The sequence below is a fragment of the Rossellomorea sp. GCM10028870 genome, assembly GCF_042666755.1.
Lineage (GTDB): Bacteria > Bacillota > Bacilli > Bacillales > Bacillaceae_B > Rossellomorea.
The window spans coordinates 233,634-260,544 of the sequence record NZ_JBHTGN010000001.1; the positions used below are offsets into that span (position 1 = coordinate 233,634).

General features: G+C 42.9%; 24 protein-coding genes and 1 other annotated feature. Of the genes, 23 read left to right on the forward strand and 1 reads right to left on the reverse strand.

Features of this window, described 5'->3' with window-relative positions; translation table 11 throughout:
• Positions 1-12 precede the first annotated feature (12 nt).
• From ACFQWC_RS01175 to ysxE, 7 genes are all read left to right on the forward strand, one after another.
• Complete coding sequence (locus ACFQWC_RS01175) at positions 13-846, forward strand: cytochrome c biogenesis protein (RefSeq protein ID WP_341356686.1); 834 nt, start codon at positions 13-15, stop codon at positions 844-846.
• Positions 847-862: 16 nt separating this feature from the next.
• Positions 863-1,795 (forward strand): hydroxymethylbilane synthase, encoded by a 933-nt coding sequence (gene hemC, locus ACFQWC_RS01180; protein ID WP_299738812.1) that lies wholly within the window; start codon positions 863-865, stop codon positions 1,793-1,795.
• A complete protein-coding gene (locus ACFQWC_RS01185) occupies positions 1,795-2,586 on the forward strand; it encodes a uroporphyrinogen-III synthase (protein ID WP_299738809.1) in 792 nt (263 codons plus the stop codon). Before hemC ends, ACFQWC_RS01185 begins: the two co-directional genes overlap by 1 nt.
• Positions 2,587-2,613: 27 nt before the next feature.
• Positions 2,614-3,588, forward strand: coding sequence for a porphobilinogen synthase (gene hemB / locus ACFQWC_RS01190; RefSeq protein ID WP_299738807.1), 975 nt, complete (start codon positions 2,614-2,616; stop codon positions 3,586-3,588).
• A 55-nt stretch (positions 3,589-3,643) separates the two neighbouring features.
• A complete protein-coding gene (gene hemL / locus ACFQWC_RS01195) occupies positions 3,644-4,936 on the forward strand; it encodes a glutamate-1-semialdehyde 2,1-aminomutase (protein WP_299738802.1) in 1,293 nt (430 codons plus the stop codon).
• A 135-nt stretch (positions 4,937-5,071) separates the two neighbouring features.
• Positions 5,072-6,289 carry a stage VI sporulation protein D gene (spoVID, locus tag ACFQWC_RS01200; protein ID WP_377105700.1) on the forward strand — a complete coding sequence of 406 codons (1,218 nt, stop codon included), beginning with the start codon at positions 5,072-5,074 and terminating at the stop codon, positions 6,287-6,289.
• Between the two features lie 138 nt (positions 6,290-6,427).
• Complete coding sequence (gene ysxE / locus ACFQWC_RS01205) at positions 6,428-7,456, forward strand: spore coat protein YsxE (RefSeq protein ID WP_299738799.1); 1,029 nt, start codon at positions 6,428-6,430, stop codon at positions 7,454-7,456.
• A 36-nt stretch (positions 7,457-7,492) separates the two neighbouring features.
• Here the strand turns inward: ysxE and ACFQWC_RS01210 are convergent, their stop codons facing one another.
• Positions 7,493-7,681, reverse strand: a complete 189-nt coding sequence (locus ACFQWC_RS01210) for a hypothetical protein (RefSeq protein WP_044339496.1) — start codon at positions 7,679-7,681, stop codon at positions 7,493-7,495.
• Between the two features lie 163 nt (positions 7,682-7,844).
• Positions 7,845-8,071, forward strand: a binding site (T-box leader).
• 69 nt (positions 8,072-8,140) lie between these two features.
• On the opposite strand from ACFQWC_RS01210, the gene ACFQWC_RS01215 reads away from it, so the two are divergent.
• The 16 genes from ACFQWC_RS01215 to ACFQWC_RS01290 all read left to right on the forward strand — a co-directional run bounded on the left by ACFQWC_RS01215 (position 8,141) and on the right by ACFQWC_RS01290 (position 26,790).
• Positions 8,141-10,792 (forward strand): valine--tRNA ligase, encoded by a 2,652-nt coding sequence (locus ACFQWC_RS01215; protein ID WP_377105703.1) that lies wholly within the window; start codon positions 8,141-8,143, stop codon positions 10,790-10,792.
• Between the two features lie 134 nt (positions 10,793-10,926).
• On the forward strand, positions 10,927-12,240 hold the full coding sequence (locus ACFQWC_RS01220; protein WP_377105705.1) for a bifunctional folylpolyglutamate synthase/dihydrofolate synthase: 1,314 nt from the start codon (positions 10,927-10,929) through the stop codon (positions 12,238-12,240).
• A gap of 108 nt (positions 12,241-12,348) precedes the next feature.
• The gene (locus ACFQWC_RS01225) at positions 12,349-14,061 is read left to right on the forward strand and encodes a sensor domain-containing diguanylate cyclase (protein WP_299738792.1); all 1,713 of its coding nucleotides are present in this window, start codon (positions 12,349-12,351) and stop codon (positions 14,059-14,061) included.
• Between the two features lie 261 nt (positions 14,062-14,322).
• Positions 14,323-15,381, forward strand: a complete 1,059-nt coding sequence (locus ACFQWC_RS01230; RefSeq protein WP_377105707.1) for a VanW family protein — start codon at positions 14,323-14,325, stop codon at positions 15,379-15,381.
• A gap of 25 nt (positions 15,382-15,406) precedes the next feature.
• A complete protein-coding gene (locus ACFQWC_RS01235; protein ID WP_377105709.1) occupies positions 15,407-17,065 on the forward strand; it encodes a GspE/PulE family protein in 1,659 nt (552 codons plus the stop codon).
• A 14-nt stretch (positions 17,066-17,079) separates the two neighbouring features.
• Positions 17,080-18,117, forward strand: coding sequence for a type IV pilus twitching motility protein PilT (locus tag ACFQWC_RS01240; protein WP_377105711.1), 1,038 nt, complete (start codon positions 17,080-17,082; stop codon positions 18,115-18,117).
• Positions 18,118-18,119: 2 nt separating this feature from the next.
• Positions 18,120-19,331 carry a type II secretion system F family protein gene (locus ACFQWC_RS01245; protein WP_377105713.1) on the forward strand — a complete coding sequence of 404 codons (1,212 nt, stop codon included), beginning with the start codon at positions 18,120-18,122 and terminating at the stop codon, positions 19,329-19,331.
• 117 nt (positions 19,332-19,448) lie between these two features.
• Positions 19,449-19,844 (forward strand): type II secretion system protein, encoded by a 396-nt coding sequence (locus ACFQWC_RS01250; protein WP_377105715.1) that lies wholly within the window; start codon positions 19,449-19,451, stop codon positions 19,842-19,844.
• A 1-nt stretch (position 19,845) separates the two neighbouring features.
• Complete coding sequence (locus ACFQWC_RS01255; protein WP_377105717.1) at positions 19,846-20,589, forward strand: prepilin peptidase; 744 nt, start codon at positions 19,846-19,848, stop codon at positions 20,587-20,589.
• Between the two features lie 21 nt (positions 20,590-20,610).
• Complete coding sequence (gene pilM / locus ACFQWC_RS01260) at positions 20,611-21,582, forward strand: type IV pilus biogenesis protein PilM (protein ID WP_377105719.1); 972 nt, start codon at positions 20,611-20,613, stop codon at positions 21,580-21,582.
• Complete coding sequence (locus ACFQWC_RS01265; RefSeq protein ID WP_377105721.1) at positions 21,566-22,183, forward strand: hypothetical protein; 618 nt, start codon at positions 21,566-21,568, stop codon at positions 22,181-22,183. The genes pilM and ACFQWC_RS01265 overlap by 17 nt, the downstream gene beginning before the upstream one ends.
• On the forward strand, positions 22,180-22,950 hold the full coding sequence (locus ACFQWC_RS01270; protein ID WP_377105723.1) for a hypothetical protein: 771 nt from the start codon (positions 22,180-22,182) through the stop codon (positions 22,948-22,950). The genes ACFQWC_RS01265 and ACFQWC_RS01270 overlap by 4 nt, the downstream gene beginning before the upstream one ends.
• Positions 22,951-23,053: 103 nt before the next feature.
• Complete coding sequence (locus ACFQWC_RS01275) at positions 23,054-24,031, forward strand: SPOR domain-containing protein (protein ID WP_377105724.1); 978 nt, start codon at positions 23,054-23,056, stop codon at positions 24,029-24,031.
• A 187-nt stretch (positions 24,032-24,218) separates the two neighbouring features.
• Positions 24,219-24,791 carry a Maf family protein gene (locus ACFQWC_RS01280; protein ID WP_299738771.1) on the forward strand — a complete coding sequence of 191 codons (573 nt, stop codon included), beginning with the start codon at positions 24,219-24,221 and terminating at the stop codon, positions 24,789-24,791.
• Between the two features lie 28 nt (positions 24,792-24,819).
• Positions 24,820-25,530, forward strand: coding sequence for a RadC family protein (gene radC / locus ACFQWC_RS01285; RefSeq protein ID WP_377105727.1), 711 nt, complete (start codon positions 24,820-24,822; stop codon positions 25,528-25,530).
• Between the two features lie 207 nt (positions 25,531-25,737).
• Positions 25,738-26,790: a rod shape-determining protein gene (locus ACFQWC_RS01290; protein ID WP_377107198.1), complete on the forward strand. Its 1,053-nt coding sequence runs from the start codon at positions 25,738-25,740 to the stop codon at positions 26,788-26,790.
• Positions 26,791-26,911: the final 121 nt, after the last annotated feature.

Here is a 26,911-nt window from a genome sequence, read left to right on the forward strand (position 1 = left end):
AGGTTATTGACTATGTTTGAACAAACGATGACTAGGCTGCATGAACTTATGATTGTTCTGTATGCTATTAGTATTCTCTTTTACTTTATAGATTTCTTAAACAAAAACCGGAAGGCGAATCTGTTTGCCTTCTGGTTACTTGCGATTGTTTGGATACTTCAAACAATCTTTTTATTTCTTTACATGATGAACACAGGCAGGTTTCCAGTCCTCACCATTTTCGAGGGACTTTATTTTTATGCCTGGGTCCTCATTACCCTGTCACTTGTCATCAATCGATTATTAAGGGTGGACTTTACGGTGTTTTTTACGAATGTACTTGGATTCATCATTATGGCGATCCATACGTTTGCACCGGTACAGGTAGAGTCTCAGGCAATGGCAGAACAGCTCGTATCTGAATTATTGTTGATTCATATTACGATGGCCATCCTTTCATATGGAGCCTTTTCATTATCCTTTGTGGTTTCCTTGCTTTATCTCCTCCAATTTAAATTATTGAAAGAGAAAAAATGGGGACAAAGGTTATGGCGGATCAGTGATCTGTCTAAACTTGAGAAGATTTCATATATTTCCAATTCCATTGGAGTAGCGATGCTTCTGCTCAGCCTGATCCTTGGGTTGCAATGGGCATATATCAAGCTCCCGGATTTCATATGGTATGATCCGAAAATAGTAGGGTCATTTATTCTATTAATTTTATATAGTAGTTATTTATATCTGCGCATCAAAAAGAATGTATTTGGTAAATCATTAGCTTTTCTAAATGTTGCAGCCTTCTTGATCATACTAATTAACTTTTTCTTAGGAAGTCGGTTGTCTTCATTTCATTTCTGGTATTCATAAGATTCAGGAGGTCATTATGAGAAAAATCATTGTTGGATCGAGACGAAGTAAATTAGCACTGACACAAACAAATTGGGTGATCAATCAGTTGAAAGCACTGGACCCCTCTTACGAATTCGAAGTGAAGGAAATTGTCACAAAGGGGGACCAGATTCTTGATGTCACCCTGTCGAAAGTCGGTGGAAAAGGCTTGTTTGTAAAAGAAATTGAACAAGCGATGCTGGATAAAGAAATCGATATGGCCGTTCACAGTATGAAAGATATGCCTGCGGTCTTACCCGAAGGACTGACCATCGGATGTATACCGCTTCGCGAGGATCACCGTGATGCGTTCATCAGTAAAAATCATGTGGCTCTAAAAGATTTACCGGGAGGAGCAATCGTAGGAACGAGTAGTCTGCGCAGAGGGGCACAGATCTTATCCGTTCGTCCAGATCTTGAAATCAAATGGATCCGCGGGAATATCGATACGCGCTTAACGAAGCTTAAAAATGAGGACTACGACGCGATCATCCTTGCAGCAGCAGGATTATCCCGTATGGGTTGGACATCGGATGTTGTAACGGAATTCCTTGATCCCGACCTTTGCCTGCCTGCAGTTGGTCAAGGTGCGTTATCCATTGAATGCAGGGAAGATGATTCTGAGGTGCTTGAACTTCTTCAGAAGTTTGCTTGTGTTGAGACCACAAAGACTGTTACGGCTGAAAGAGCGTTCCTTCACAAAATGGAAGGTGGATGTCAGGTGCCGATTGCAGGATTTGCTGAGCTGAAAGACAATGGGGACATAGCCTTAACAGGGCTTGTAGCTTCACCTGATGGGAAAACGATTTATAAAGAATACATGGTGGGACAAGATCCTGAACAAGTAGGGGAAAAAGTGGCTGAAAGCTTAACAGACCTGGGTGCCAAAGCCCTCATCGATCAGGTGAAAGAGGAGCTTGATCAATAATGAAGGGTAAAGGGCCTTTAGAAAATATAAAGGTTTTGATTACTCGTGGCAGTGAGGGATCCAGTGAAACGGCCGCCCTCATAGAAAAAGAGGGAGGGGTCCCGGTTGTGGTACCTCTCCTTCATTTTCAACCTCATGAAGATAAGTGGGAAGTTAATCTTCACTCAACAATACATACGTATGAATGGATTATTTTCACCAGCACAAATGGAGTGAGATTCTTTCTTCAAGCATTGAATCGATTACGGCTCGATTTATCTTCATTTTCCGGAAAGTTTGCTGCAGTCGGAAGTAAGACAGAACAATATTGCAAGAAATATGGAATCCCTGTTTCCTTTGTGCCAGAACATTTTACAGGGGATGACTTTGCAGAAGAATTCATTTCGAAAGTGAAGCCGTCAGGGGACGTCCTGATTCCAAAAGGGAACTTGGCACGAAACGTCATTGCTTCAGTGTTAACCTCTGCAGGAGTATCCTGTGAGGAATGGATTGTCTATGAAACTGTCCTTCCAAAAGGGAGCATCGGGCAGTTGAAGGATATCATTAAAGAAGAGGATCCAGATATCATTACGTTTACCAGCTCATCGACGGTCCATCATTTTATGAAGGTGGTCAATCAGTACACTTTGCATGATGAGATCAGGGACATTCCCATTGCGTGCATTGGTCCCATTACAAAAAATACGGCTGAAAAGTACGGATTACATGTAAAAATCTGTCCAAGCATTTATACTGTAAATGAAATGGTAAACGAGATGAAAGAATTTATAGCAAATAGATCATCAAAATAAAGCTTTATCTACTTAGGAGGTTTACATATGAAAGATCTGCATTTTAACCGTCATCGTCGCCTGCGTCAATCAGATCATATGCGTGCGTTGGTAAGAGAAACTCATCTAAGAAAAGAAGATTTAATCTATCCATTGTTTATAGTGGAAGGGGAAAACATTAAGAATGTCGTTCCTTCCATGCCAGGAGTTTATCATATTTCCCTTGATAACTTAAAAGCAGAGATGGATGAAGTGGTTTCCCTGGGTATAAAATCCATTATTCTTTTCGGTGTGCCAGCTGAAAAAGATGAGGTAGGAACACAAGCGTATCATGACCACGGGATCGTACAACGGGCAACCCGGTTTGTGAAGGAACATTATCCTGAGCTTGTCGTCATTGCCGATACATGTTTATGTCAATATACGAGCCACGGACATTGTGGAATCGTCAAAGATGGAAAAGTACTGAACGATCCTACGCTTGATCTATTAGCAAAAACGGCTGTCAGCCAGGCTGAAGCGGGTGCTGATATCATTGCCCCTTCCAATATGATGGATGGATTCGTTGCAGCGATCCGCCACGGATTGGACGAGGCCGGCTATCATGATGTGCCGATCATGTCATATGCCGTTAAGTACTCCTCAAGCTTCTATGGTCCATTCCGTGATGCCGCACACTCAACTCCGCAATTCGGAGATCGCAGAACGTATCAGATGGATCCTGCCAATCGCCTGGAAGCGTTAAGAGAAGCACAGTCCGATATTGAAGAAGGCGCAGACTTCTTAATTGTCAAACCTGCCCTTTCCTATTTAGATATCATGCGGGAAGTGAAAGACCGTTTTAATGCGCCGGTTGTCGCTTATAATGTTAGTGGAGAGTACAGCATGGTGAAAGCGGCGGCTCAAAACGGCTGGGTAAACGAACAGGAAATCGTAATGGAAAAGCTGACTAGCATGAAACGTGCGGGTGCAGACCTCATCATTACGTATTTCGCAAAAGATGTAGCGAATTGGTTATCCTAATTGGTGGAAAGTTCCTGTAAGGATGACTGAAAGATCACTAAAGGAGGAACCGATATTGCGTTCATATGAGAAATCGAAGCAAGCGTTCAAAGAAGCAGTAAAGCTAATGCCCGGCGGAGTGAATAGTCCCGTTCGCGCATTCAAATCAGTAAAGATGGATCCCATATTCATGGAAAAAGGAAAAGGATCTAAAATTTACGATATTGATGGAAATGAATACATTGACTATGTTCTATCCTGGGGACCACTCATTCTTGGTCACAGCAATGACCGCGTGGTGGAGTCCATTAAAAAAGTAGCGGAAAACGGGACAAGTTTCGGTGCCCCGACTGAAATCGAAAACAAGCTAGCCCAGCTTGTAATTGAAAGAGTACCAAGTATCGAAGTCGTACGTATGGTGTCTTCTGGTACGGAAGCGACGATGAGTGCCCTTCGTCTGGCTCGCGGATACACAGGCCGCAATAAAATCATCAAGTTTGAAGGCTGCTACCACGGTCATGGTGACTCTTTATTAATCAAAGCAGGATCCGGTGTGGCGACTCTTGGCCTGCCTGACAGCCCTGGTGTACCTGAAGGCGTGGCAAAGAACACGATTACGGTGCCTTACAATGATTTAGAAAGCATCCGCTATGCCTTTGAACAATTTGGTGATGATATCGCCGGTGTGATCGTAGAACCTGTTGCCGGTAATATGGGGGTCGTTCCACCTCAGCCAGGCTTCCTGGAAGGCCTGCGTGAAGTCACGGAGAATCATGGTTCACTGTTAATATTTGATGAAGTCATGACCGGGTTCCGTGTCGGATACGGATGTGCCCAAGGCTACTATAACGTAACACCCGACTTAACTTGCTTAGGTAAAGTGATTGGTGGAGGTCTGCCGGTAGGTGCATATGGAGGTAAGGCTGAAATCATGGAGAGAATCGCTCCAAGCGGTCCGATTTATCAAGCTGGAACTCTATCCGGAAATCCATTGGCGATGACAGCTGGATATGAAACCCTGAGCCAGCTGACTCCTGAAACGTACACAGAGTTTGCCCGCAAAGCAGACCTGCTGGAAGAAGGCTTAAAGAAAGCGGCAGAAAAGCACAACATCCCTCACAGAATCAATCGTGCAGGCTCCATGATCGGGATCTTCTTTACGAATGAAGAAGTAACCAACTACGAAGGTGCCAAGTCGTCTGATCTTGATATGTTTGCTGATTACTACCGTGAAATGGCACACGAAGGTGTATTCTTGCCACCTTCCCAATTCGAAGGACTATTCTTATCGACAGCTCATACAGATGAAGATATTGAAAAGACCCTTGAAGCAGCGGAAAAAGCGTTTGAAAAGATTAGTAAGAAGTAGTGATGATAGCCGATCCTTTTTAGGGATCGGCTATTTATATTCGTTTTCCTATCATAATCCTCCTTTTCGTTTCATAAAGTGATAATGGCATTGTTTACTATTTCTTTGTTTGGAACCTGAAAGGAGGAATTTCTTTTGTCACAAGAACAACAATCGTGTTTGCGATTTTCCTTGGAAGAATCAATTTGGTTTAAAAAAGGACAGGAAGTTGAAGAATTGCTATCTATCTCCTTAGATCCTCATATAACGATACAAGAGCAAGAGCAGTACGTACTTATCAGGGGAAGCCTTGATCTTTCCGGTGAATATTTACCAACTTCACCTAGGGACGAAGAAGAGGATGAGTTTGAAGCAGGTGGTAAGTTTGTACAAATAGTTGAAAAGAGGGAAAAAGGTGAGTATGAATTTGTCCACCGTTTCCCTGTCGATGTGACGATTCCGAAAAATAGAATTGCCAATCTGGGCGATATCGACGTATTCGTTGAGTCATTCGATTACATGGTTCCTGAGAATGCTTGTTTAAAATTGAATGCCGATTTAACGATTACAGGGATTTATGGTGAACAGCAGACGCACACTCCCCTTGAAGCTGAATTTAGCAGAGAGGAAGAATACGAGCCGCTTTACCGTTCTAGTGCAGTTGCCGAAGTAGAAGAAGATACAGCGGAGGAAGAAGTAGAAACAGAAGAAGAGCAAGAAGAAAGAGAAGAAGTATACGAGTATGAGAACTACGACGTCGAAGAATTAACGGCGAACGTTGAAGAGCAGGAGCAAGAAGAGGATTCTGAAGACGACGAGTACCAGCCGTTTAATCTGGAAGGACGGACACCACCATCTGAAGAGGAGGATGAGATACCCGTACAGATTCAATACGGTGCTCAGCCAACTTATTCCTATGAGGAAAATTATTCCAGGAAAGAAAACGTGTTTGAGTTGCCTCAGCATGAACTAAGTGAGTCATCAGAAGAGCAGCCGTCTGAACCAAAGGCCGCCTACACGCCGCCTCCTAAATACAAGCAGCAGGAAGCCGAAGAAGAAGAGTCCTCCTCATCAGCTGTAGAAGCGGAGATGGAAGAAAGCGGGGAAGAACCGGAAGAAAAGAAAAAGACAAAAGGTAAAAAGAAATATGAAAGCATTTCATTAACCGATTTCTTTGCAAGAAAAGATGAGGAGAAGGGCGCAACATTACGGGTATGCATTGTTCAAGAGGGTGAGACCCTGGACTATATTGCAGAAAAGTATGATTTGACCATTCCGCAGCTATTAAGGGTCAATCAACTTGAAGCCAATCAAGACGTCTATGTAGGGCAGGTTCTTTATATCCCGAAAAGCGAGTATGTCTTCAAAGGGTAGAGGAATATGGGTAAAGTCGTTCCCGCTTAAGACATTAGAATAGCGTAATGGACATATAGAGGAAAGAATGGGGCTGACACCAAATTCATTGGAGTTAGTCCGTTTTTTTTAGAAAAGTAATCTTAGAAGGTGAGAGGAATGGTACAAACGCTTGATGGATTAAAGCATGTCTTACAACCTTATGGCGTAGAACCCCATTTTGTTGAGAGCTACGGGAAGATTTCCAAAGTGTTTTCCAATAAAGGCACTCTGGCTGTTAAGCAGATCCCGGCCCAGACTGGAGTTGACTTTGTCCGGAATGTGCAACTATTGTTTCAAAGGGGATATAACCGCATTGTTCCGATCTACCCGACTTTGGATGGGCGTTATGCGGTGTGGAATGAAGGGGAGTTATACTATGTGATGCCCTGGCTGTTGAACCTGGAAAGGGAAGATCAATTTGAAAAGCATCAGAAAATGTTCCGGGAATTGGCAAGATTGCATACTCTTTCGTCTCAAGAAGTAAAGATTGATAAAGAAGAGAGAGAATCTCATTACGAGCAGTTGACATCCAGGTGGGATAAAGAACAACAGTTTCTCGATGAGTATGTTGAGGCATGTGAAAAAACAACGTATATGTCTCCTTTTCAATTGCATTTCTGCATGTATTACAAGGATGCCACTCAAGCGTTGAAATTTTCACGCAAGATGCTTGATGAGTGGTATGAAGAGACGAAGGAGCTGGAAAAGGTTAGGACCGTCATCACCCACGGAAAGGTTTCGACGGAGCACTTTCTATTCGATGAAAGAGGGTTGGGGTATTTCCATAACTTTGAGAACTCAAGGATGGCTTCTCCATTTCATGATCTCTTGCCGTTTTTGTCGAGAACGTTGAAAACCTATCCTAAGTATTACGAGGAATGTGTCGAGTGGCTTACCACTTATTTTCTGCATTTTACTGTACGTAATGAAGAGCGGCTCCTGTTCATGAGTTATTTAGCTTATCCAAGCTCTGTCATTGCAGTGGTGGAAAAGTATTTTCATACACCGAAGGATAAGCGGAATGAACGTAAATCCCTCAAAAAATTGCAACGACACTACTGGCTGCTGAAAAATACAGAATACGTTGTCATGCGTTTAGATGAAATGGAAAAAAAGAAACAGGAGCAGGCGGCTGAAGCAGAATAAAAAAAGGACTGGCGAAGTCCACATCTCGTCAGTCCATTAAATCCAATCGAAATAAATGGCAAGGCCTATACCGATAAACAGAGTTAAAAGAAGGACATCAAAAGTGGTTGGGAGCAAAATGGTCCGGACCCCTTGAAAGATCGTAAAGGGGATGATGAATTGCTTACATATTAATCGGGCGTTTCCCATCCATTTCTGCATGGTATATTGATTGATTTTTTTCATATTCTTCCACTCACTCTCCTGGGTATATTCACTACTTTATCTTATGAATACAGGATAGAATGGTGCCTGAGTAGGCGAAATGAATATTTTTATTAAAAATTGGCGATAATGATTGACGAAAGTTTATCTTTTCCTATACTATAATTAGTAAATAAATAATGCCTTAAAAGCAATGAACAGGAAGAGTACATTGACCCTTACTTTCAGAGAGGAAAATCGTTTGGTGAGAGATTTTCTACGTTAAGACAATGGAAGGTCGCCTGGAGAGCTGTTTCTATGAATTTCAGTAGTAGAAGCCGGTTAAAAGCCGTTATAATCGTCGAGAGTTCAGGAGGTTTATTTCTCCTGAGAAAAAAGGTGGTACCGCGAATGGAATCCTTCGTCCTTTTCATAGGACGGGGGATTTTTTTATTTTTTTAGAAAAGTGTACTTATTCGCACTAATATAGGAGGAAAACAAATGGAAACTCAAGATCAGCAATTAGCAATGCCGACGAAATATGATCCGAATGCCATTGAGCAGGGACGCTACAAATGGTGGCTCGAAGGGAAGTACTTCGAAGCGACAAACGATAAGGAGAAAGAGCCTTACACCATCGTCATCCCTCCGCCGAACGTAACGGGGAAACTTCATCTTGGTCATGCTTGGGACACAACCCTGCAAGATATCCTGACCAGAATGAAGCGAATGCAGGGTTACGATGTATTATGGCTGCCAGGTATGGACCATGCAGGAATTGCCACACAAGCGAAAGTGGATGAAAAACTTCGTAATCAGGGTATTTCACGCTATGACTTGGGCCGTGAAAAGTTCGTAGAAGAAACGTGGAAGTGGAAAGAAGAATATGCCGAGCATATCCGTCAGCAATGGTCTAAAGTTGGATTAGGCTTAGATTATAGCCGAGAACGTTTCACGTTGGATGAAGGTTTATCGGAAGCTGTACAAAAGGTATTTGTCGACCTTTATTATAAAGGCCTGATTTACCGTGGTGAATACATCATCAACTGGGACCCGGCAACGAAAACCGCCCTTTCAGACATTGAGGTTATTCATCAGGATGTACAAGGCGCATTCTATCATATGAAATATCCGTTGGCTGATGGAAGTGGTCATATTGAAATTGCCACAACCCGCCCTGAAACCATGCTTGGTGATACGGCAGTTGCAGTACACCCGGAAGATGATCGCTACAAGCATTTAATCGGTAAAACAGTTACCCTTCCAATCGTGGGACGTGAAATTCCGATTGTAGGAGATGATTACGTTGATATGGAATTTGGTTCCGGAGCAGTGAAAATTACGCCTGCACACGATCCGAATGACTTCGAAATCGGTAATCGTCACAATTTAGAACGTATTCTTGTAATGAATGAAGATGGAACCATGAATGAAAAGGCGGATAAATACCAAGGGATGGATCGATTCCAATGTCGTAAGGAAATCGTGAAAGACCTTCAAGAAGCCGGCGTTCTGTTCAAGATTGAAGAGCATATGCATTCAGTTGGCCACTCAGAAAGAAGTGGAGCAGTCGTTGAGCCATATCTTTCTACTCAATGGTTCGTTAAAATGGATCCTCTGGCAGAAGAAGCGGTAAAACTTCAGCAGGATGAAAACAAGGTCAACTTTGTACCTGATCGCTTTGAAACGTCATACCTGCGCTGGATGGAAAACACGCGTGACTGGTGTATTTCCCGTCAGCTTTGGTGGGGACACCGCATCCCTGCCTGGTATCATAAAGAAACGGGCGAAATCTATGTAAACAATGAAGCACCGGAAGATATTGAAAACTGGACACAGGAAGAGGATGTACTGGATACATGGTTCAGTTCTGCTCTATGGCCGTTTTCAACAATGGGCTGGCCAGATCTGAATGCAGAGGACTTTAAACGGTACTACCCAACCAACACACTTGTGACGGGATATGACATTATCGGATTCTGGGTATCTCGCATGATCTTCCAGGGACTGGAGTTCACGGGAGAACGTCCATTTAAAGACGTACTGATTCACGGACTGGTTCGGGATGCAGATGGGCGTAAGATGAGTAAGTCATTAGGAAACGGTGTAGATCCAATGGATGTCATCGAAAAGTATGGAGCAGATTCCCTACGCTACTTCCTATCTACAGGCAGCTCACCGGGTCAGGATTTACGCTTCTCCTTTGAGAAAGTAGAATCTGTTTGGAACTTTGCGAATAAGATCTGGAACGCATCACGCTTCGCCCTTATGAATATGGACGGTATGACCTATGACGAAATTGATTTATCAGGTGAAAAATCTGTTGCTGACAAATGGATCCTTACCCGATTAAATGAAACGATTGAAACCGTAACACGTTTAGCGGATCGTTACGAGTTTGGTGAAGTTGGTCGTGTTCTTTACAACTTTATCTGGGATGACTTCTGTGATTGGTATATTGAAATGGCTAAATTGCCTTTATATGGCGAGGACGAAGCCGCTAAGAAAACGACCCGTTCGATTCTGGCTCATGTCCTGGACAACACAATGAGACTTCTACACCCATTCATGCCGTTTATTACCGAGGAAATATGGCAGAACTTGCCGCATCAAGGCGAATCCATTACGGTGGCTGCATGGCCGACGGTTCAAGAAGAACTTACAGACCAAGCGGCAGCAGAAGAGATGAAGCTGCTCGTTGATATCATTCGTGCTGTACGTAATGTCCGTGCTGAGGTTAACACGCCGATGAGCAAGCAAATCAACTTGATGCTAAAGGCGAAAGATGCACATACGCTAACAATCATCGAGAAGAACAAAGCGTATATCGAAAAATTCTGTAACCCGGAGAAGCTTGAAATGGGTACAAATCTAGATACACCGGAAAAAGCGATGACCGCAGTCGTTACAGGTGTGGACTTATTCCTTCCATTAGAAGGGCTGATCAACATCGAAGAGGAAATTGCCCGCCTGCAAAAAGAGTTGGAGAAATGGACGAAGGAAGTTTCCCGTGTTCAAGGTAAGCTGAACAATGAGAAATTTGTAAGCAAAGCCCCTCAGAAAGTAGTAGATGAGGAAAAAGCAAAAGAAAAAGATTATTTAGAGAAACAAGCGACTGTTAAAGCAAGAATAGAAGAGCTGAAGTCAGTTTAATTTTGCCGAGTGAATAGAGGTTAAGAAGAGGGCTTTAAAATCAGGTCTGATTGTTATGGGGAGATCCTCTTCAGCAATCAGATCCGATTAGAGCCCTTTTTCTAATGAAACCTAAAAGAGGGAGTGAATAATAATTGTTAACCTATGATAAAGCCGTTGAATGGATACACTCAAGACTCAGACTTGGAATCAAACCGGGTCTGGAGAGAATGCAGTGCTTGTTAGAGAAGCTTGGAAACCCTCATGAAAAGCTCAAAACCGTTCATATCGGGGGAACAAACGGTAAGGGATCTACTGTAACCTATTTGCGAAACATATTACAGGAAGCAGGGTATTCTGTAGGCACCTTTACTTCTCCATACTTTGAACGTTTTAATGAAAGAATCAGTATCAATGGAGATCCTGTTTCAGATGAGGACTTAACTTTTCTTGTGGAGAAAATAAAGCCCATTGCCGAGAGCATGGAACAATCAGAATGGGGAAGTCCTTCTGAATTCGAGGTCATTACAGCCATGAGCTTTTATTATTTTGCCGAAATGAAACCGGTCGATCTCGTCCTTTATGAGGTTGGACTTGGTGGAAGACTCGATTCAACGAATGTCATCACCCCGATGGTTTCAGTCATAACGAGTATCGGCCTTGATCATATGCAATTTTTAGGAAGCAGATTAGAAGACATCGCCTATGAGAAAGCCGGTATCATCAAGCGTTCCGTTCCTGTCATATCAGGGGTCCACCAAAAAGAAGCGGCGGATGTGATAAAAGGTAGAGCATTAGAAATGGATAGCGATCTATTTGAACTTGGAAAGGATTTCTCAGTGGAACGTCTTTCGATCCTTGAAAAAGGTGAAAAATTTTCCTATCATTCACCTTCTTTACATGAAACGTTCGAGCTTGCGATGATAGGTACTCACCAAATGAACAATGCCGCACTTGCCATAAAGGTAATTGAGCTGCTTTCTGAAGAGCATGTCATAAAGGTAGAAGGAACACACATAAATGCTGGATTGAAAAAGTCATCATGGCCGGGGAGGATGGAACTCCTTTCAGATAAACCTGAAATATACATCGATGGTGCTCATAACCCTGAAGGAATTAGCGCCTTGGTGAAAACCATACAGGATCGCTTTATGGAGAAGAGGGTGACGGTTCTATTTTCCGCATTGAATGACAAAGACTTACGGCCGATGATTTCTCATCTTGAAGAAGCAGTGGATGCGATCGGGTTCACGACCTTTGACTTTCCAAGAGTGGCATCAGCTGAAGAGCTTTACGGATTATCTTCCCATCCTGATAAGGTTAAAGTTTCTCGTTGGAAAGAGTTTCTTCAAGAGAAGATCCCGGGGCTGAAAGAAAATGAAGTACTGCTCATAACAGGTTCTTTGTATTTTCTATCTGAGGTAAAACCATATCTTCTGAATGAATTAAAAAATTACAGAAAAAAGTAAGTGACTTTATCGAACCGCTTTGATAAAATATTCATAAACTTGTGACTATTTAACTAGTATAGTATCATAGGACTATATTAAATCGAACGGAACCTTTGGAGGATAGACATGACATTATCAGTAAAAAAGAAGCTGTACATATTGCTGGCCTGGCTAGCCGTTGTACCTGCTGGATTATATTTTACTTATCGCTACTATCCTCCTGAAAATATTGCAGGAAATGAGCTGGAGCTTTTAACCTTAGTGGCTTTTGCCACCTTTATCCCACTCATGCCCATTGTGATAAATGGTGCCACCATTTTCTTCATCCAGTGGGTGACCCTCGTAGGGTTTATAAAGTATGGATTATTTATTGAGATCGTCCTCATGCAATTCTCTATTATCCCATTGCTTATCCGGCTCAGGCTGGCCAAAACCGATTGGCATAGAATTCCCTTGAATTCAGTGATGTTCTTTCTTGTTTCATTAGTGAGCGGCCTCATTTATTTTCTATTCGGTGGAGAAGTCGGATTAAAGGGTATCGGTCAATTACTATTTCCGATACTCAGTTATCAAATCGTTTCGATTATGATCAATCAAATTCTTCTTTTAATGTATCAACGCTATGTAGTGAACAATGATGTCCGTTTTTACAGCAAGGATTTCGTTTGGGACTTTACCGCAAATATGATCATGTTCCCTCTCTCATTATCTCTCTATTATTTAACGTTTGAACTGGGAGCCTTCGCTTCTCTATTGATCGGTATCCCTTTTGTGAGCTTATCGATCATTTTAAAGCTCTATAACTCTTCTGAAAAAATCAATGAATACCTTCAAAAAGCGGGTGAAATCGGTCACCAATTAACCGAAAGCCTGAAAGTAAAAGAAGTGCTTGATATATTCATCGAGAAGATCATCGAGACCCTCCCGGTTGAGTATGCATATATCCTTGATTGCCAGGAAGAGGAACTTGTCCTCTTGAGGCGTGTTGAAAATGGAGAAATGAAGTCGAATAACCTGCGTCCATTAAAGAAAAACCAGGGGATCAGCGGTGTAGTATGGGAAACCGGGAAGTCCGTCCTCTACACTTCACGATCTGAATGGACCGATATCGCTGAAGGGTATATGCCTGAGGGAGTGGAAAGTGTTTTGTGCGTACCCATTGTAAGAAGTCAAAAGGTACGAGGGATCCTTCTATTGGCCTCTTCCAAAAAGAAAGCCTATGAAAAGTATCAATTGATGATTGTCGATATTTTATGTTCCTATTTAGGCGTGGCAATCGCAAATGCAAGACACCATGAACGGACAAAGAAAAACAGTGAAAGATGTGCCCTGACAGGACTATACAATTACCGATATTTTGAAGATCTCCTGACGCTTGAATTCAATCATCTCGATGTTGGGAAAAGACAAAGTCTATCACTCATTATGCTCGACCTGGATCACTTCAAGGTGATTAACGATAACTATGGCCACCAGAGCGGGAATGAAATCCTGATTGAACTTGCCGAACGCCTTCGTACCCTTATCGATTCAAGAGGTACAGTTGCGAGATACGGAGGGGAGGAATTTGTCATCCTTCTTCCGGATGCGAAACGGGATGAAGCACTCCTGCTTGCTGAGAATGTCAGAGGTGCGATTGCCAATGAACCCTTCACTCTCCATGACAGCCTGGACGAATCCAACAAACGAATGATGGTCCGGATCACCGCAAGCATTGGAGTCTCAACCGCACCGGAAGATGCCGATGATACACTTGCTCTTATCCGCCATGCGGATCGGGCACTTTATACGGGTGCGAAGCAGGCTGGACGGAATCGGGTGGCTCAGTATGTGAAATGAATTCGGAAAACACCTTCCTACTTGTGGAGGTGTTTTTTTTGAACGAAAACTATGACTTTTATTCTATTTTTTTCTATTTGTAGCAAATAGTAGCTTTCCATTTACAACTGTATATACTAAAATAGTAGTAGTCGAATTTTGTTAATTTTCATCGAATTATACTTCTAAGTTCCTCCTTCAACAACGTTTAAATCAGTTTACATCCTTTCTTCAAAACATCTAAAAAACCTATAAGGAAAAAGAATAAAAGGGGCATCTGTGATGAGTAAAAGAACACCTTTTACAAAGCTATCCGTATTTTTAGTGTTGTGCAGCATAGGTTTATTCAGTTTTGCTCATCTGGGTGCTTTGGCCTATGATCGCTTCCTATCACCGGCTCAACCTGTTTCCGGCAGCGAGAACAAAGATGTTGCGGGTCCTTCTGATCAAAATCCAGAACACAAAAGTAAGAGCGAAGCTACCATTGAAACCATTTCAGAGATCAAAGTCGATGGTCTACCATTGACACCAGGGCTTCAGCAGTTTATTGATACGAACCCTGAGATTGAAATAAGAGGGGCCTCACCGTTCTCCTTACTGGAGTTTATTGAGGGGGAAGGATTCACTGGAGCAACTGACCAAGATCTTAGCACTCTCGCTTCATGTCTTTATGAGCTGATACTGCCGACAAACTTTGAGGTGATTGAGAGAAATCAGAGCAGGGAGCTTCCTGATGGTACTGAATTAGGGATGGAAGCTTATGTAAATGAAGAACAGGGTAAGGACTTTATTTTTTCAAATCCTAACAGTGGGTCTTATACGATCACCCTTCAGTGGCAAGGAGATCTGCTTTCCATCTCACTAAAGGGCGCAGAACTTCCGTATAGGGTGACGGTAGAGCGAAGGGACAAGCTGGTCTTTAAACCGAAAGTGATCAAGCAATACAGTCCATACTTACATACAGGTGAAGTAATGGTAACGAAAGAAGGCCGAAACGGAATGCAGGTTGAAGTATGGAGGAGCTTTCAGACAATGAAGGGTGAATTTCTCAAGGAAGAAAAGGTATCAGAAGACTTTTACCTTCCCGTTCATAAAGAAGAGTTACATAGTATGAAAGATTATGTGGCAGGGAAAGCGGTCTATGTTTCAGAGGTGGATGAAACGAGTTCTGAGGTTGAAGAGCATAAAACCCGGGACAGCTCAGTGCCTCAAGAAAGTCCATCTAATCAAGAGAAAGATGAACAGTCGGATTCACCTGACAATGCAAATTCCCCTTCAACGAAACAGAACTCCAATGCTTCTTCTTCTGAAGAGGATCTTCCTTTGCCCGATATGAAATAAGAAAATGACAGTTAGGTGGAATGGCATGGCACAAGAGCGGAAACGTTTAGGCGATTTATTAGTTGAATCAGGTTTGTTAACAGAAGAAAAGCTTCAAACGGCTCTCAAAGAAAAGGGGATCGATCAGAAGCTGGGAGATGCGATTTTACAAAAAGGATACATTACAGAACAGCAGCTGATTGAAGTGCTGGAGTTTCAATTAGGCATTCCTCATGTCAGCTTATTTCGATACCCGTTTGATCCCAAGCTGTTTCATTTGATTCCAAAAGAAGTGGCAAAACGGAATTTAATCATCCCACTTAAAAAAGAGGGAGATAAGCTGTTTGTAGCCATGGCTGATCCAATGGATTTCTACACGACCGAGGATCTGCGATTATCCACTGGCTTTTATATTGAGACGTCCATCGCAACAAAGGACGATATCCTTCGGTCAATCAGTAAGTATTACGATATGGATGAAAGCTTTGAAGAGTTAAAAGGGGTGGGGAATGAGCGTCATCCATTAGAGGATGAAGCACTGACAGATCAGGACTCTCCCATCGCCAATCTTGTCAATCAATTGTTATCCAATGCCATGACGCAAAAGGCGAGCGATATCCATATCGATCCTCAGGAAACAAAAGTACATATTCGCTATCGGGTGGACGGCATTTTGCGGACTGATCGCTCTCTCCCTAAGCATATGCAAAGCATGCTGACGGCCCGCATCAAAATCATGTCTCAATTGGATATCACGGAGCACAGGGTACCTCAGGATGGAAGGATCAAAACGAACATCGATTTTCGTCCGATTGATTTAAGGGTCTCGACCCTGCCGACGGTATATGGAGAAAAAATTGTCCTTCGTATACTGGACCTGAGTTCATCGTTAAATGACCTGGGGCAACTCGGCTTCAACAGTTTAAACCTTAAACGATTTCAAGATTTGATTGATCGCCCGACCGGGATCGTCCTTATAACGGGCCCTACTGGTTCAGGTAAATCTTCTACTTTGTATGCAGCCTTGAACAAGCTGAATAGTGAAGAGGTCAATATTATTACGGTTGAGGATCCAGTTGAATATCAATTGGAAGGGGTTAACCAAATTCAGGTGAACACCAATGTCGGCCTTACTTTTGCTACAGGTCTCAGGTCCATCCTAAGGCAGGACCCCAACATTATCATGGTAGGGGAAATCCGTGATAGAGAGACGGTTGAAGTAGCGATACGAGCTTCACTGACGGGACACTTAGTTCTCAGTACGATCCATACGAATGATTCCTTAAGCACGGTAACACGCCTTATAGATATGGGGGTCGAGCCCTTTTTGGTTGCGACTTCTGTAAGCGGCATTGTCGCTCAACGTCTTGTTCGAAAAGTGTGTCGGGATTGTGCACAAGAAGAAATCCCTACAGTGAGGGAGAAAGAAATCTTTGGTCGCAGAGGAATGACAATCGAAAAGGTCATTCGTGGCAGAGGATGTGCCTCGTGCAATATGACAGGCTATAAAGGAAGAATGGCCATTCATGAAGTACTGGTCGTAAACGATGAAATGAAGAGAATCATCATGAATAATGAATCCCTTTCCACATTAAGGGAAGTTGCCAATAATCACAAAACCATTTTTCTTTTGGATGATGGATTGTTTAAGGTGAAGCAGGGATTGACCACGACAGAGGAAATACTGCGTGTAGCAATAGAGTAAAGAAGGTGTATGACTTGAAGGAACGGATAGATCATCTATTACGGGAGGCATTTGAATCAAAGGCCTCTGATATTCATTTAACGATAGGATCAGCCCCTGTTTTCCGAATTCATGGAGACTTAAAGAGATATAGGCAGGATGTGCTGAAGCCGGAAGATACAGAGCAAATGGCAAAAACCATTGTTCCCGAGCATTTATGGACGGAATTCAAGGAACGGGGGGAAATGGACTTTTCTTATGCCCTCCCAGGTGTCTCACGGTTCCGTGTGAATGCCTATTTTCAACGTTCTTGTATTTCGATTGCATTACGTGTTGTGCCCAGAAATATTCCGACCCTGGAAGAACTAAAGCTCCCCCCTGTGATAATGAAGATAGCAGAAAAGCATCAAGGGTTGGTGTTGGTGACGGGCCCGACCGGAAGCGGAAAATCTACGACGCTTGCTTCGATGATTCATTATATGAATCAGACGATGAGAAAGCATATCATTACGCTTGAGGATCCGATAGAGTACTTACATAAGCACGGTTCTTCCATTATTGATCAACGGGAAGTCGGGTTTGACACAAAGTCCTTTGCATACGGATTGCGAAGTGCATTGAGGCAGGATCCCGATGTCATTCTGGTAGGAGAAATGCGCGATCTGGAAACCATTCAAACAGCCATTACAGCAGCTGAAACCGGTCATTTAGTCCTGGGGACGCTGCATACGTCCAGTGCCGTTTCGACAATCGAACGGATTATAGATGTATTCCCGGCTGAACAGCAATCCCAGGTCCGGGTTCAGCTTGCAACGGTTCTGCAGGGAGTGATTGCTCAGCGCCTCCTGCCTACAGTTGATAAAAAAGGCAGGATTGCTGTCTCGGAAATCCTTCTGAATAATTCAGCGGTTGCGAATCTTATCCGTTCTGAAAAGATTCATCAAATTCCCACCATCATGCAAACTTCTAAAGCGCAGGGAATGGAGCTCTTTGAATCGAATGTCAGCAGATATCTACACGCCGGTATGATTTCGAAAGAAGTGGCCTCTCCATTTCTTCAGGAGAACCGTTAAAGATGGGCAGATTTAAGTATGAAGGACGAGATAAAAAAGGGAAGAAAAAAGGCCAGGTCACGGCTGCTACCAAAAAAGAGGCAATGCTCCTGCTGAAGAATCAAGGCATCCGCATTATTTCAGTGGAGGAAATTCCAGAGACACTTTTAACGAAAGAAATTACTTTAGGAAACCCTGTCAAGCTTCAACATATGGTGATTTTTCTCAGGCAATTCTCTACTCTATTGAAAGCGGGAGTCACAGTCGTGGACGCGACCCGCATTCTAAGCAGTCAAACAGATAGTAAAGCCTTAACGAAAATACTTATAGACGTTGAAATAGAATTGAAAGAGGGACATCCCCTTTCAGATGCATTCGGCAAGCATAAGAAAGTGTTTGAGCCCCTCTTCATCAATATGCTGAAAGCGGGGGAAGCAACGGGGAGTCTGGATGAGACCCTGGAAAGACTTGGAGATCACTACGAAAAGCAGCATGGAACCCGGCAAAAAGTGATCGCGGCCCTTTCTTATCCTGCAGTTGTTGGCGTGATCGCCATTGGGGTTGTCATCTTCTTACTAGCAGCTGTCGTGCCGACTTTCGTGGATATGTTTGACGATTTCGGGGGAGAATTACCGTTAATCACGAGATTCGTCCTCGGTGCCAGTGAAACAGTGCAGCGTTTTTGGTACCTTCTTTTATTCCTTGTCATTCTCATGATCACAGGCATTGCAGTGGTAAGACAGAGAAAAGAGTCGAAATACTATTTGGATTACTTCTTACTGCGTATCCCACTATTCGGTAAACTACTCCAAAAAGCGGTTTTAGCCCGAATGACAAGGACATTGAGTTCCTTATTCTCAAGCTCGGTTCCCATCCTTCAGTCGTTGGCTATCGTCGAACGGGTAGTGGAAAATGAAGTCATTGCGGCAGTTCTCAAAGAATCGAGAGAATCACTTGAAAAAGGCGGAACGTTAACGGAACCCATGAAAAAACACTGGGCCTTTCCGCCCCTGGTCTCACAAATGATTTCCATCGGAGAAGAAACAGGATCACTTGATAGCATGCTTTCCAAGGTGGCGGATTTCTATGAGAAAGAAGTCGAAAACTCTACAGATCAACTTAAAGCATTAATAGAGCCACTCATGATCGTTCTATTGGCGGGACTGGTCGGGACGATTGTAACGGCCATCATGATCCCGATGTTTGAAATATTTAACAATGTGCAAAATTTCTAGCAATTATGATAAATATTTACATATTTAGACTTATATTTTATTTTCTGTGTTGTATAATATAGGTAGATTAAAAGAGTACTAAAGTACTACAAAAGGTTATGGGGAGGAAATGAAGAAATGTTGAAGAAAATGAGAAAAATGTTGAAGAATGAGAGAGGTTTGACACTGGTTGAGCTTCTTGCTGTCATTGTTATTCTTGGTATTATTGCGGCGATTGCTGTGCCGAGTATTGGTGGGATCATTAATAAGAGTAAGGATGATGCAAAGGTAGCGGAAGCATTGCAGATTATTGATGCAGCCAGGTTAGCTCATGCAGAGGATCCAGATCAAACTAAATGGACTCATGATGGAGAGGCGGAAGTAAGTGCAGCTCTAAGTGGTTATGTATCTAAAGTAAAAGATAAGGGCTATACTGTTACTTTTACTGATGGTAAGTTTAGTATATCAGGACATGAGGTATCGCCAACTACAGCTATCTCTGAAGATGACTTGGCGGATGAAGTAGATAATTAAAGTGTTAATTTTAATCACCATCTACGCACTCCTCCTAGGCTCCTTCTACAACGTAGTAGGCCTGCGGGTGCCGTTAAAGAAATCCATTGTAAAGCCAAGGTCGAGCTGTCCGTATTGCAGTCATCAACTGACTGCCCTCGAGCTGCTTCCTGTCTGTTCTTATCTCATTCAAAAGGGGAAATGCCGCCGGTGTCAAGGGCGCATTTCTCCTTTATATCCGTTTATGGAAGCATTGAATGCCAGTCTATTTGTCCTCGCGTATCTTGAGTTTGGATTCATATGGGAGCTGCTTGTCGCATGGACGCTCATTTCATTGTTCGTCATCATTACCGTTTCTGATTTGAAATACATGGTCATTCCGGATAAAGTACTACTATTTTTTGCGGGGATTTTTTTGTTGGAACGTCTGTTTATTCCGTTGACCCCGTGGTGGGATAGTCTGGTCGGTGCCGCTGTTGGATTCGGGCTCCTTCTTCTGATCGCCATCGTCAGTAAAGGCGGCATGGGTGGAGGCGATATCAAGTTATATGGAGTCATCGGCTTCGTTGTCGGATTGAAGGTCATGATCCTGTCCTTCATGCTGGCAACCTTCTTTGGAGCGATCTTTGGCTTGGTTGCACTGGCATTCAAGGTCATTGAGAAAGGTAAACCGATTCCCTTCGGTCCGTTTATCGCTTTAGGGACCATCCTTGCTTATTTGTATTACGATGCCATCCTATCCGCATATCTATCGTTTTTCTATTAATGTAAAGAAAGGGTTCATTCCATGGGTTTATTATCGTTTCTCTCTAGCAGCAAAAAAACATCCAATATCGTGTTCACAGACAATTTCATCCGCTTTCTAGAGTTGAAGCAGACTTCACCACTAGTTGTTCAGGCATGTGGGGAACGCTCCCTTCCGGACGGAGTCATTAAAGGTGGAAGGATCATGGATGAACAAACTCTATCATTTATATTGGAAGAATGTGTAGAGGAGTGGGGAATTAAAGGAAGATCGATGCGATTTGTCGCACCTGATCCGTTTGTCGTGCTAAGAAAAGTGAGGATTCCCCTTGATCTGAAAGAAGATGAAATAGAGGGATACTTGTTTTTAGAAATTGGTACTAGCATTCATTTGCCTTTTGAAGATCCCGTTTTTGACTATGCTTTGTTAGATGAAGTGGAAGATGGTAGAGAGGTCCTTTTAATCGCATCCCATCAGGAAGTGGTGGATAGCTACAAAGATGTGCTGGAGGATGCGAAATTAAAGCCCATTGTTGCAGACATTTCACCCCTCTCTCTTTACAGGTTATCAGTAGAGCAAAGATCCGTTTCACCACATGAGCATACAATGTTCCTGCATTTTGATGAGAGATTATTAACCATCTCCATTTTCCGACAGCATAAACCGATCTTTACTAGACCGATTGTGTTAGAGCAGGAAAATAAGAACGTATTGATTGAAGAGCATCTCGCTTGGAGAAATGTCGAAGATGCGTTCAGTGAAATAGAGAAAGTGATGAACTTTTATCAGTATTCACTCCACAAAGGAGATTTCTCTGTTGAACGGGCTCTCATTAGTGGTGATCATCCGAATATACGTGAGATTGAAATGTATATAAAGGAAAGACTTAGTATCCCCGTCGGCTTTCAACGTCTGGAAGGGATCCACACTGTGGATGGCGGGAAGATATCCGATAAGTTTGCCATAGCTTTGGGTCTGGCGCTAAAAGAGGTGCAATATGTTGAATCTAATTGATATTAACCTATTGCCGGAAAAAGAAAAGAAGAGTGCTGTGTTTGTATCCAGTACCGCTATCATTCTTTTAGTATTTTTTGTTGTATGTCTCTTCTTCTTTTTCTCCCTTCGAAGCGTTCAATCGGAAACGGAAAGAACGATTGAAGGTATCTCACAAACGAAAAAAATCATTGAAGTACAACAAACGAAATTGCTTGATTCAGAGTCTTCCCAAGGAGCAAGGGAGCTTAAGGAAACAATTGAATGGATGACAAACTATCCAGTCGAGACAGTTCCTGTACTCAACGAGCTGATCTCGTTACTGCCTCCCCGGGGATTCATTCAGACCTTTGAATATAGTGAAAGACAATCAATTAATGCTTCCATACAATTTGATTCATCCCGGGAAGCAGCCTATTATCTGCATCATTTAAAAGGTGTAGAGTGGATTAAAGAAGCAGAAATCCTTGAGATCACGACAAACAATATGACCGGTGAAGATATGGACTGGGATGAAAGTGGAGTGGTCCCCAGGTATCTGGCTGATTTTTCAATTTCCCTTGATTCTGTAAAACTTCAACAGTCAGATGACACCTCCTTAGAAGAGGAGGTCGAGGAATGATGTCAGCAGTGAACAAAAAAGAAAGACTGCTTTTAATAGGAATTACGTTAGCGTGCCTATTTACCTTGTTTCTCTTCTATTTCTTTGTCTATTCTCCCCCAAAAGACAGGCTGAGGATCAAACATGAGGAACTGAAAACAGAACAAAAGATTTTAGCAGCAATTGAAACCAAGACATCTCAAATTGAAAACCATTCATACAGGGATACTAAAAGTCTGCAAGGGCAAATTCCCGTCGATCCGCTAACAGAACAGCTCATCCTTCAGTTTGAAAAAGTAGAGGTCCTGTCTCAAAGTACGATTCAATCTATGAGCTTCGCGAAGGAAGATTTCCTGTTTTCCAGTGAAGAAAATGAAGATCCCGCCTTGGGAAATGGAGGAGAACCTTCAGATGAGAAAGTGATGGAAAAGGACACTTCTTCTGTAAAGAGATTACAAATCACCATGACGGTTGAATCAGAAAACTATTTTGCAATGGAGAAGTTCATTGGTGAACTGGAAAATCTTGAACGAATTGTAGAAATCAATCAACTTGTGTTTGAGGGAAGGGAAGAAATGAGTCCTGTCCAGGATGGCAGGGAGCCCGAACCTCTAACCTATCAACTAGTGGTCTCTGCTTTTTATTTACCGGAGCTTACAGATTTGCAAGACAGTGTGCCGTCCATTGACAGTCCGCCCCCTTCAATGAAGAAGAATCCTTTTATTCAATATACGAATCCTGCCGAAGAAGGATCCATTACAACGAATGACGGTGACGCTGAAAACTGAAAAATTTGACGAAAACCTATTAGGACAAGACGACAAAAGTCTTGTTCTTTTTTCTATTGTTTGTGATAGCATGGAAAAAAATAGATGAAGGAGGGTGGCGGTGATGGATAAAAGAAGAGGGAATGATAAAAAGATTTCTATTAAAATTAATGGTGAAAAAACAAATTTTGAAGAAGATCTTCTTGTTTATGATTGGAAGTTGGGGGAATCTGAAGCGGCAGCCGGGGAAGAGGCGGAAGACAATGGGTTCGACTGGATCCTTCCAGATGATGAGGAAGCCCAACCTCCTAAGGAATACAAAAAAATCAATTATGTGTCAGGGAACAAAAAGAAGCGAAAGTCTTTCAAAAATCCTTTTCAGGACTCTGTTAATCTTTTAATGTCGATAATTGGCGCGGTTGTGGTGGGAGCAGTGTTAGGGTTTGGCACGCTTAAAGTCATTACGACAACGGATGGACCTTCTGTACCGGCGGCAACGCTGCAAGACAGTACAGCAGAAGGAAATACGGAAGGAAAGCCGGCGGTATCTGCTGTTGAATTACAGGATTTCTCCACTTCAATCGTTCAAGGTGGTGTTTATTCGACAGAGGAGCAACTAAATGCCATGCAGGATAGTTTGTCAGCAAAAGGCTTTTCTCATGCAAGTGTGGAGAAGGACGGGCAATTCTTCTTATTTCTGGGTGTAGCGGGGGATCTTGAAACGGCCAAAAATCTTGGGAGCAAACTTAAAGACCAAGGAGTCGAGGTGTACGCGAAGGATTTTGTTCTCGGTTCTAAGGGAATCAACGCCTCTAAAGAAGAGAAAGCGTTTCTTGAGAAAGGGAATGCCCTCTATAGCACAATCGCGCAGGCGAGCAGCAGTGGTGTGGTCGGGGGGACCCCTGATGATGCAACCATTAAAACCATTCAATCCGGAGTAAAGGAATTGGAAGGGATCAAGGTAGGACAAGAGTCCGTCGCTTCCATGAAAAAATCCCTGGTCAATGCAGGGAATCTTGCAGCAGCGATGAAGTCCCCGGAGGATGCCCAAAAAGTCCAGGAAGAACTATTATCCTACCTCCAACTTTACAGCGGATTATAGTTTCGACTGAATTAGACTATTTTCTAGGAAATAATCCTTTATGCAATATAGAGCCTCTCTCTCATTATGTCAGATATATGCCTGCTGACATAAGAGTGCGGGCTCTATTTTTACTTGTTTAGGGAGGAGGAATTTGGTAGTATAGTCATGTATCTCCCAATTTCTACTCTGAAAGGAATGGTATGGTGTGTCCAACCTCATACTCGCTTCACAATCTCCTCGTCGAAAAGAACTTCTACAACAAATCCAACTCTCTTTTTCCGTCATAAGCTCTACTGTAGATGAAACCTTTTCATCTGATTTATTGCCTCATGAAGTGGTGATGTATCTTGCACAGAAAAAAGCAAAAGAGATAGCGAATCAGCACCCCACCCATTATGTGATCGGTTCTGACACCGTCGTAGCTAAGGATGGACAGATCCTAGGAAAACCGGAATCGAAAGAAGAAGCGAAGGAAATGCTGAAGATGCTTTCAGGTTCTACCCATGCTGTCTACACAGGCGTTGCGATCCTTAATGGTGATGTGGAGAAACTTTTTTATGAAAAAACGGATGTTACGTTTTGGGAGTTGACCTCTAAAGAGATTGACGACTATATTGCATCGGAAGAGCCTTTTGATAAAGCTGGTTCATACGGTATTCAAGGAATCGGAGCGAAATTTGTCAAAGCAATCAAAGGCGATTATTTCTCCGTCGTCGGTTTACCCATCTCACGAGTGAATCGTGTTTTACTTGAAATGGGCTATCTTCAAACAGAATGACTCCCGAGTGTAAGAAAAGGAGGAACCAATGGTAAAAACAAAACCCCAGCACGAAGAAAACAGGCTGATGATCCGGGATTTCCCTCAAGACGAGAGACCCCGGGAAAGACTGATTCAAAGTGGTGCAGCCAGTCTATCCAACCAGGAGCTGCTGGCTATTTTACTCCGGACCGGAACAAAATCCCAGTCTGTTCTTCAACTGGCCAACCGGCTGCTCAATCATTTTGACGGATTGAATCTATTAAAGGATGCTTCCCTGGAAGAGATTACGAAAACGAAGGGGATCGGTCTTGCAAAGGCAGTTCAAATTATGGCTGCTGTTGAATTTGGTCGAAGAATCAGCAACTTAGCCTTTGATGACAGATATAGCATCCGCTCCCCGGAAGACGGAGCCAACTATGTGATGAACGATATGAGATTTTTGGCCCAGGAGCATTTTGTCTGCTTATACCTCAACACAAAGAATCAAGTTCTCCACAAACAAACCATCTTTATTGGAAGTCTGAATGCCTCCATCGTACACCCTCGGGAGGTCTTCAAAGAAGCCTTTCGGCGATCCGCCGCATCAATCATTTGTATTCATAACCATCCATCGGGAGATCCGACTCCAAGCAGGGAAGATATTGAAGTGACAAAAAGATTAGTGGAATGTGGTCGAATCATTGGTATTGATATACTCGATCATCTTATAATAGGGGAGAAGAAGTTTATCAGTTTAAAGGAAAAAGGGTATTTATGACACTATGATTTTTTTCCTGGTTACGATATAATAAAGTTTATGATTTTTGCAAACAATATGGTGATTCTATATAACGCAGTCTGTGAATAAGGGAGTCATTCTACAAGGGAATGAGTCTTTTCGTTATGCATGAACGTACAATTATTGTGAAGAAAATTACGAGGATAGAGAGTGATTGGACAACTCTCCTGTGAAAACACATATAAAATGTTAAAAACCAGCCAATTTGTATCAGAAAGGGAGATACCATTCATGTTTGGAACGAAAGATTTAGGGATTGATTTAGGAACAGCTAACACATTGGTGTACGTGAAAGGCAAAGGGATTGTCGTTCGCGAACCTTCTGTTGTGGCACTTCAAACAGATAATAAGCAAATTGTAGCAGTCGGAAATGATGCTAAAAACATGATCGGAAGAACACCGGGGAATGTAGTGGCGCTTCGCCCAATGAAGGATGGGGTGATCGCTGACTACGAAACAACTGCCACGATGATGAAGTACTACATAAAACAAGCGACACGTAATAAAGGCGCTTTTTCACGTAAGCCTTACGTCATGGTTTGTGTACCGTCAGGCATTACGGGCGTTGAAGAAAGAGCGGTCATTGATGCAACAAGACAGGCTGGCGCAAGGGATGCTTACACGATCGAAGAACCTTTTGCCGCTGCGATCGGCGCAAACCTGCCAGTATGGGAACCAACGGGAAGTATGGTCGTGGATATTGGTGGAGGAACGACGGAAGTAGCGATCATCTCTTTAGGAGGGATTGTGACTAGTCAGTCGATCCGTGTTGCCGGGGATGAAATGGATGATGCCATCATCAACTATATCCGCAAAACGTATAATCTGATGATCGGGGATCGTACAGCGGAAAACATCAAGATGGAAGTCGGTTCTGCCGGGGATTCTGAAGGAATCGAAGCGATGGAAATCCGTGGGCGTGACCTTCTGACAGGTTTACCGAAAACGATAGAAATAACGGCCGTTGAAATTGCATCTGCCCTTCGTGATACTGTATATACGATTGTCGATGCGGTTAAGAGTACATTAGAGAAGACACCACCAGAACTCGCGGCTGACATTATGGACAGGGGAATTGTGCTGACAGGGGGCGGAGCCCTTCTTCGTAATCTTGACAAACTGATCAGTGATGAAACGAAAATGCCGGTCCTCATTGCTGAGGAGCCTCTGGATTGTGTGGCCATTGGTACAGGGAAAGCCCTTGACCACATTCACCTCTTTAAAAATCGGGGAAAATAATAATAGATAATGTATGGGGGACGTCTCCTTAAGGTTACTGATTTAATCTTAAGGCCGGCCCCATCTTTTTTCGAAGAACCATGAATATTTTGACGAATGATATCAAAAACAAGCGATTTTT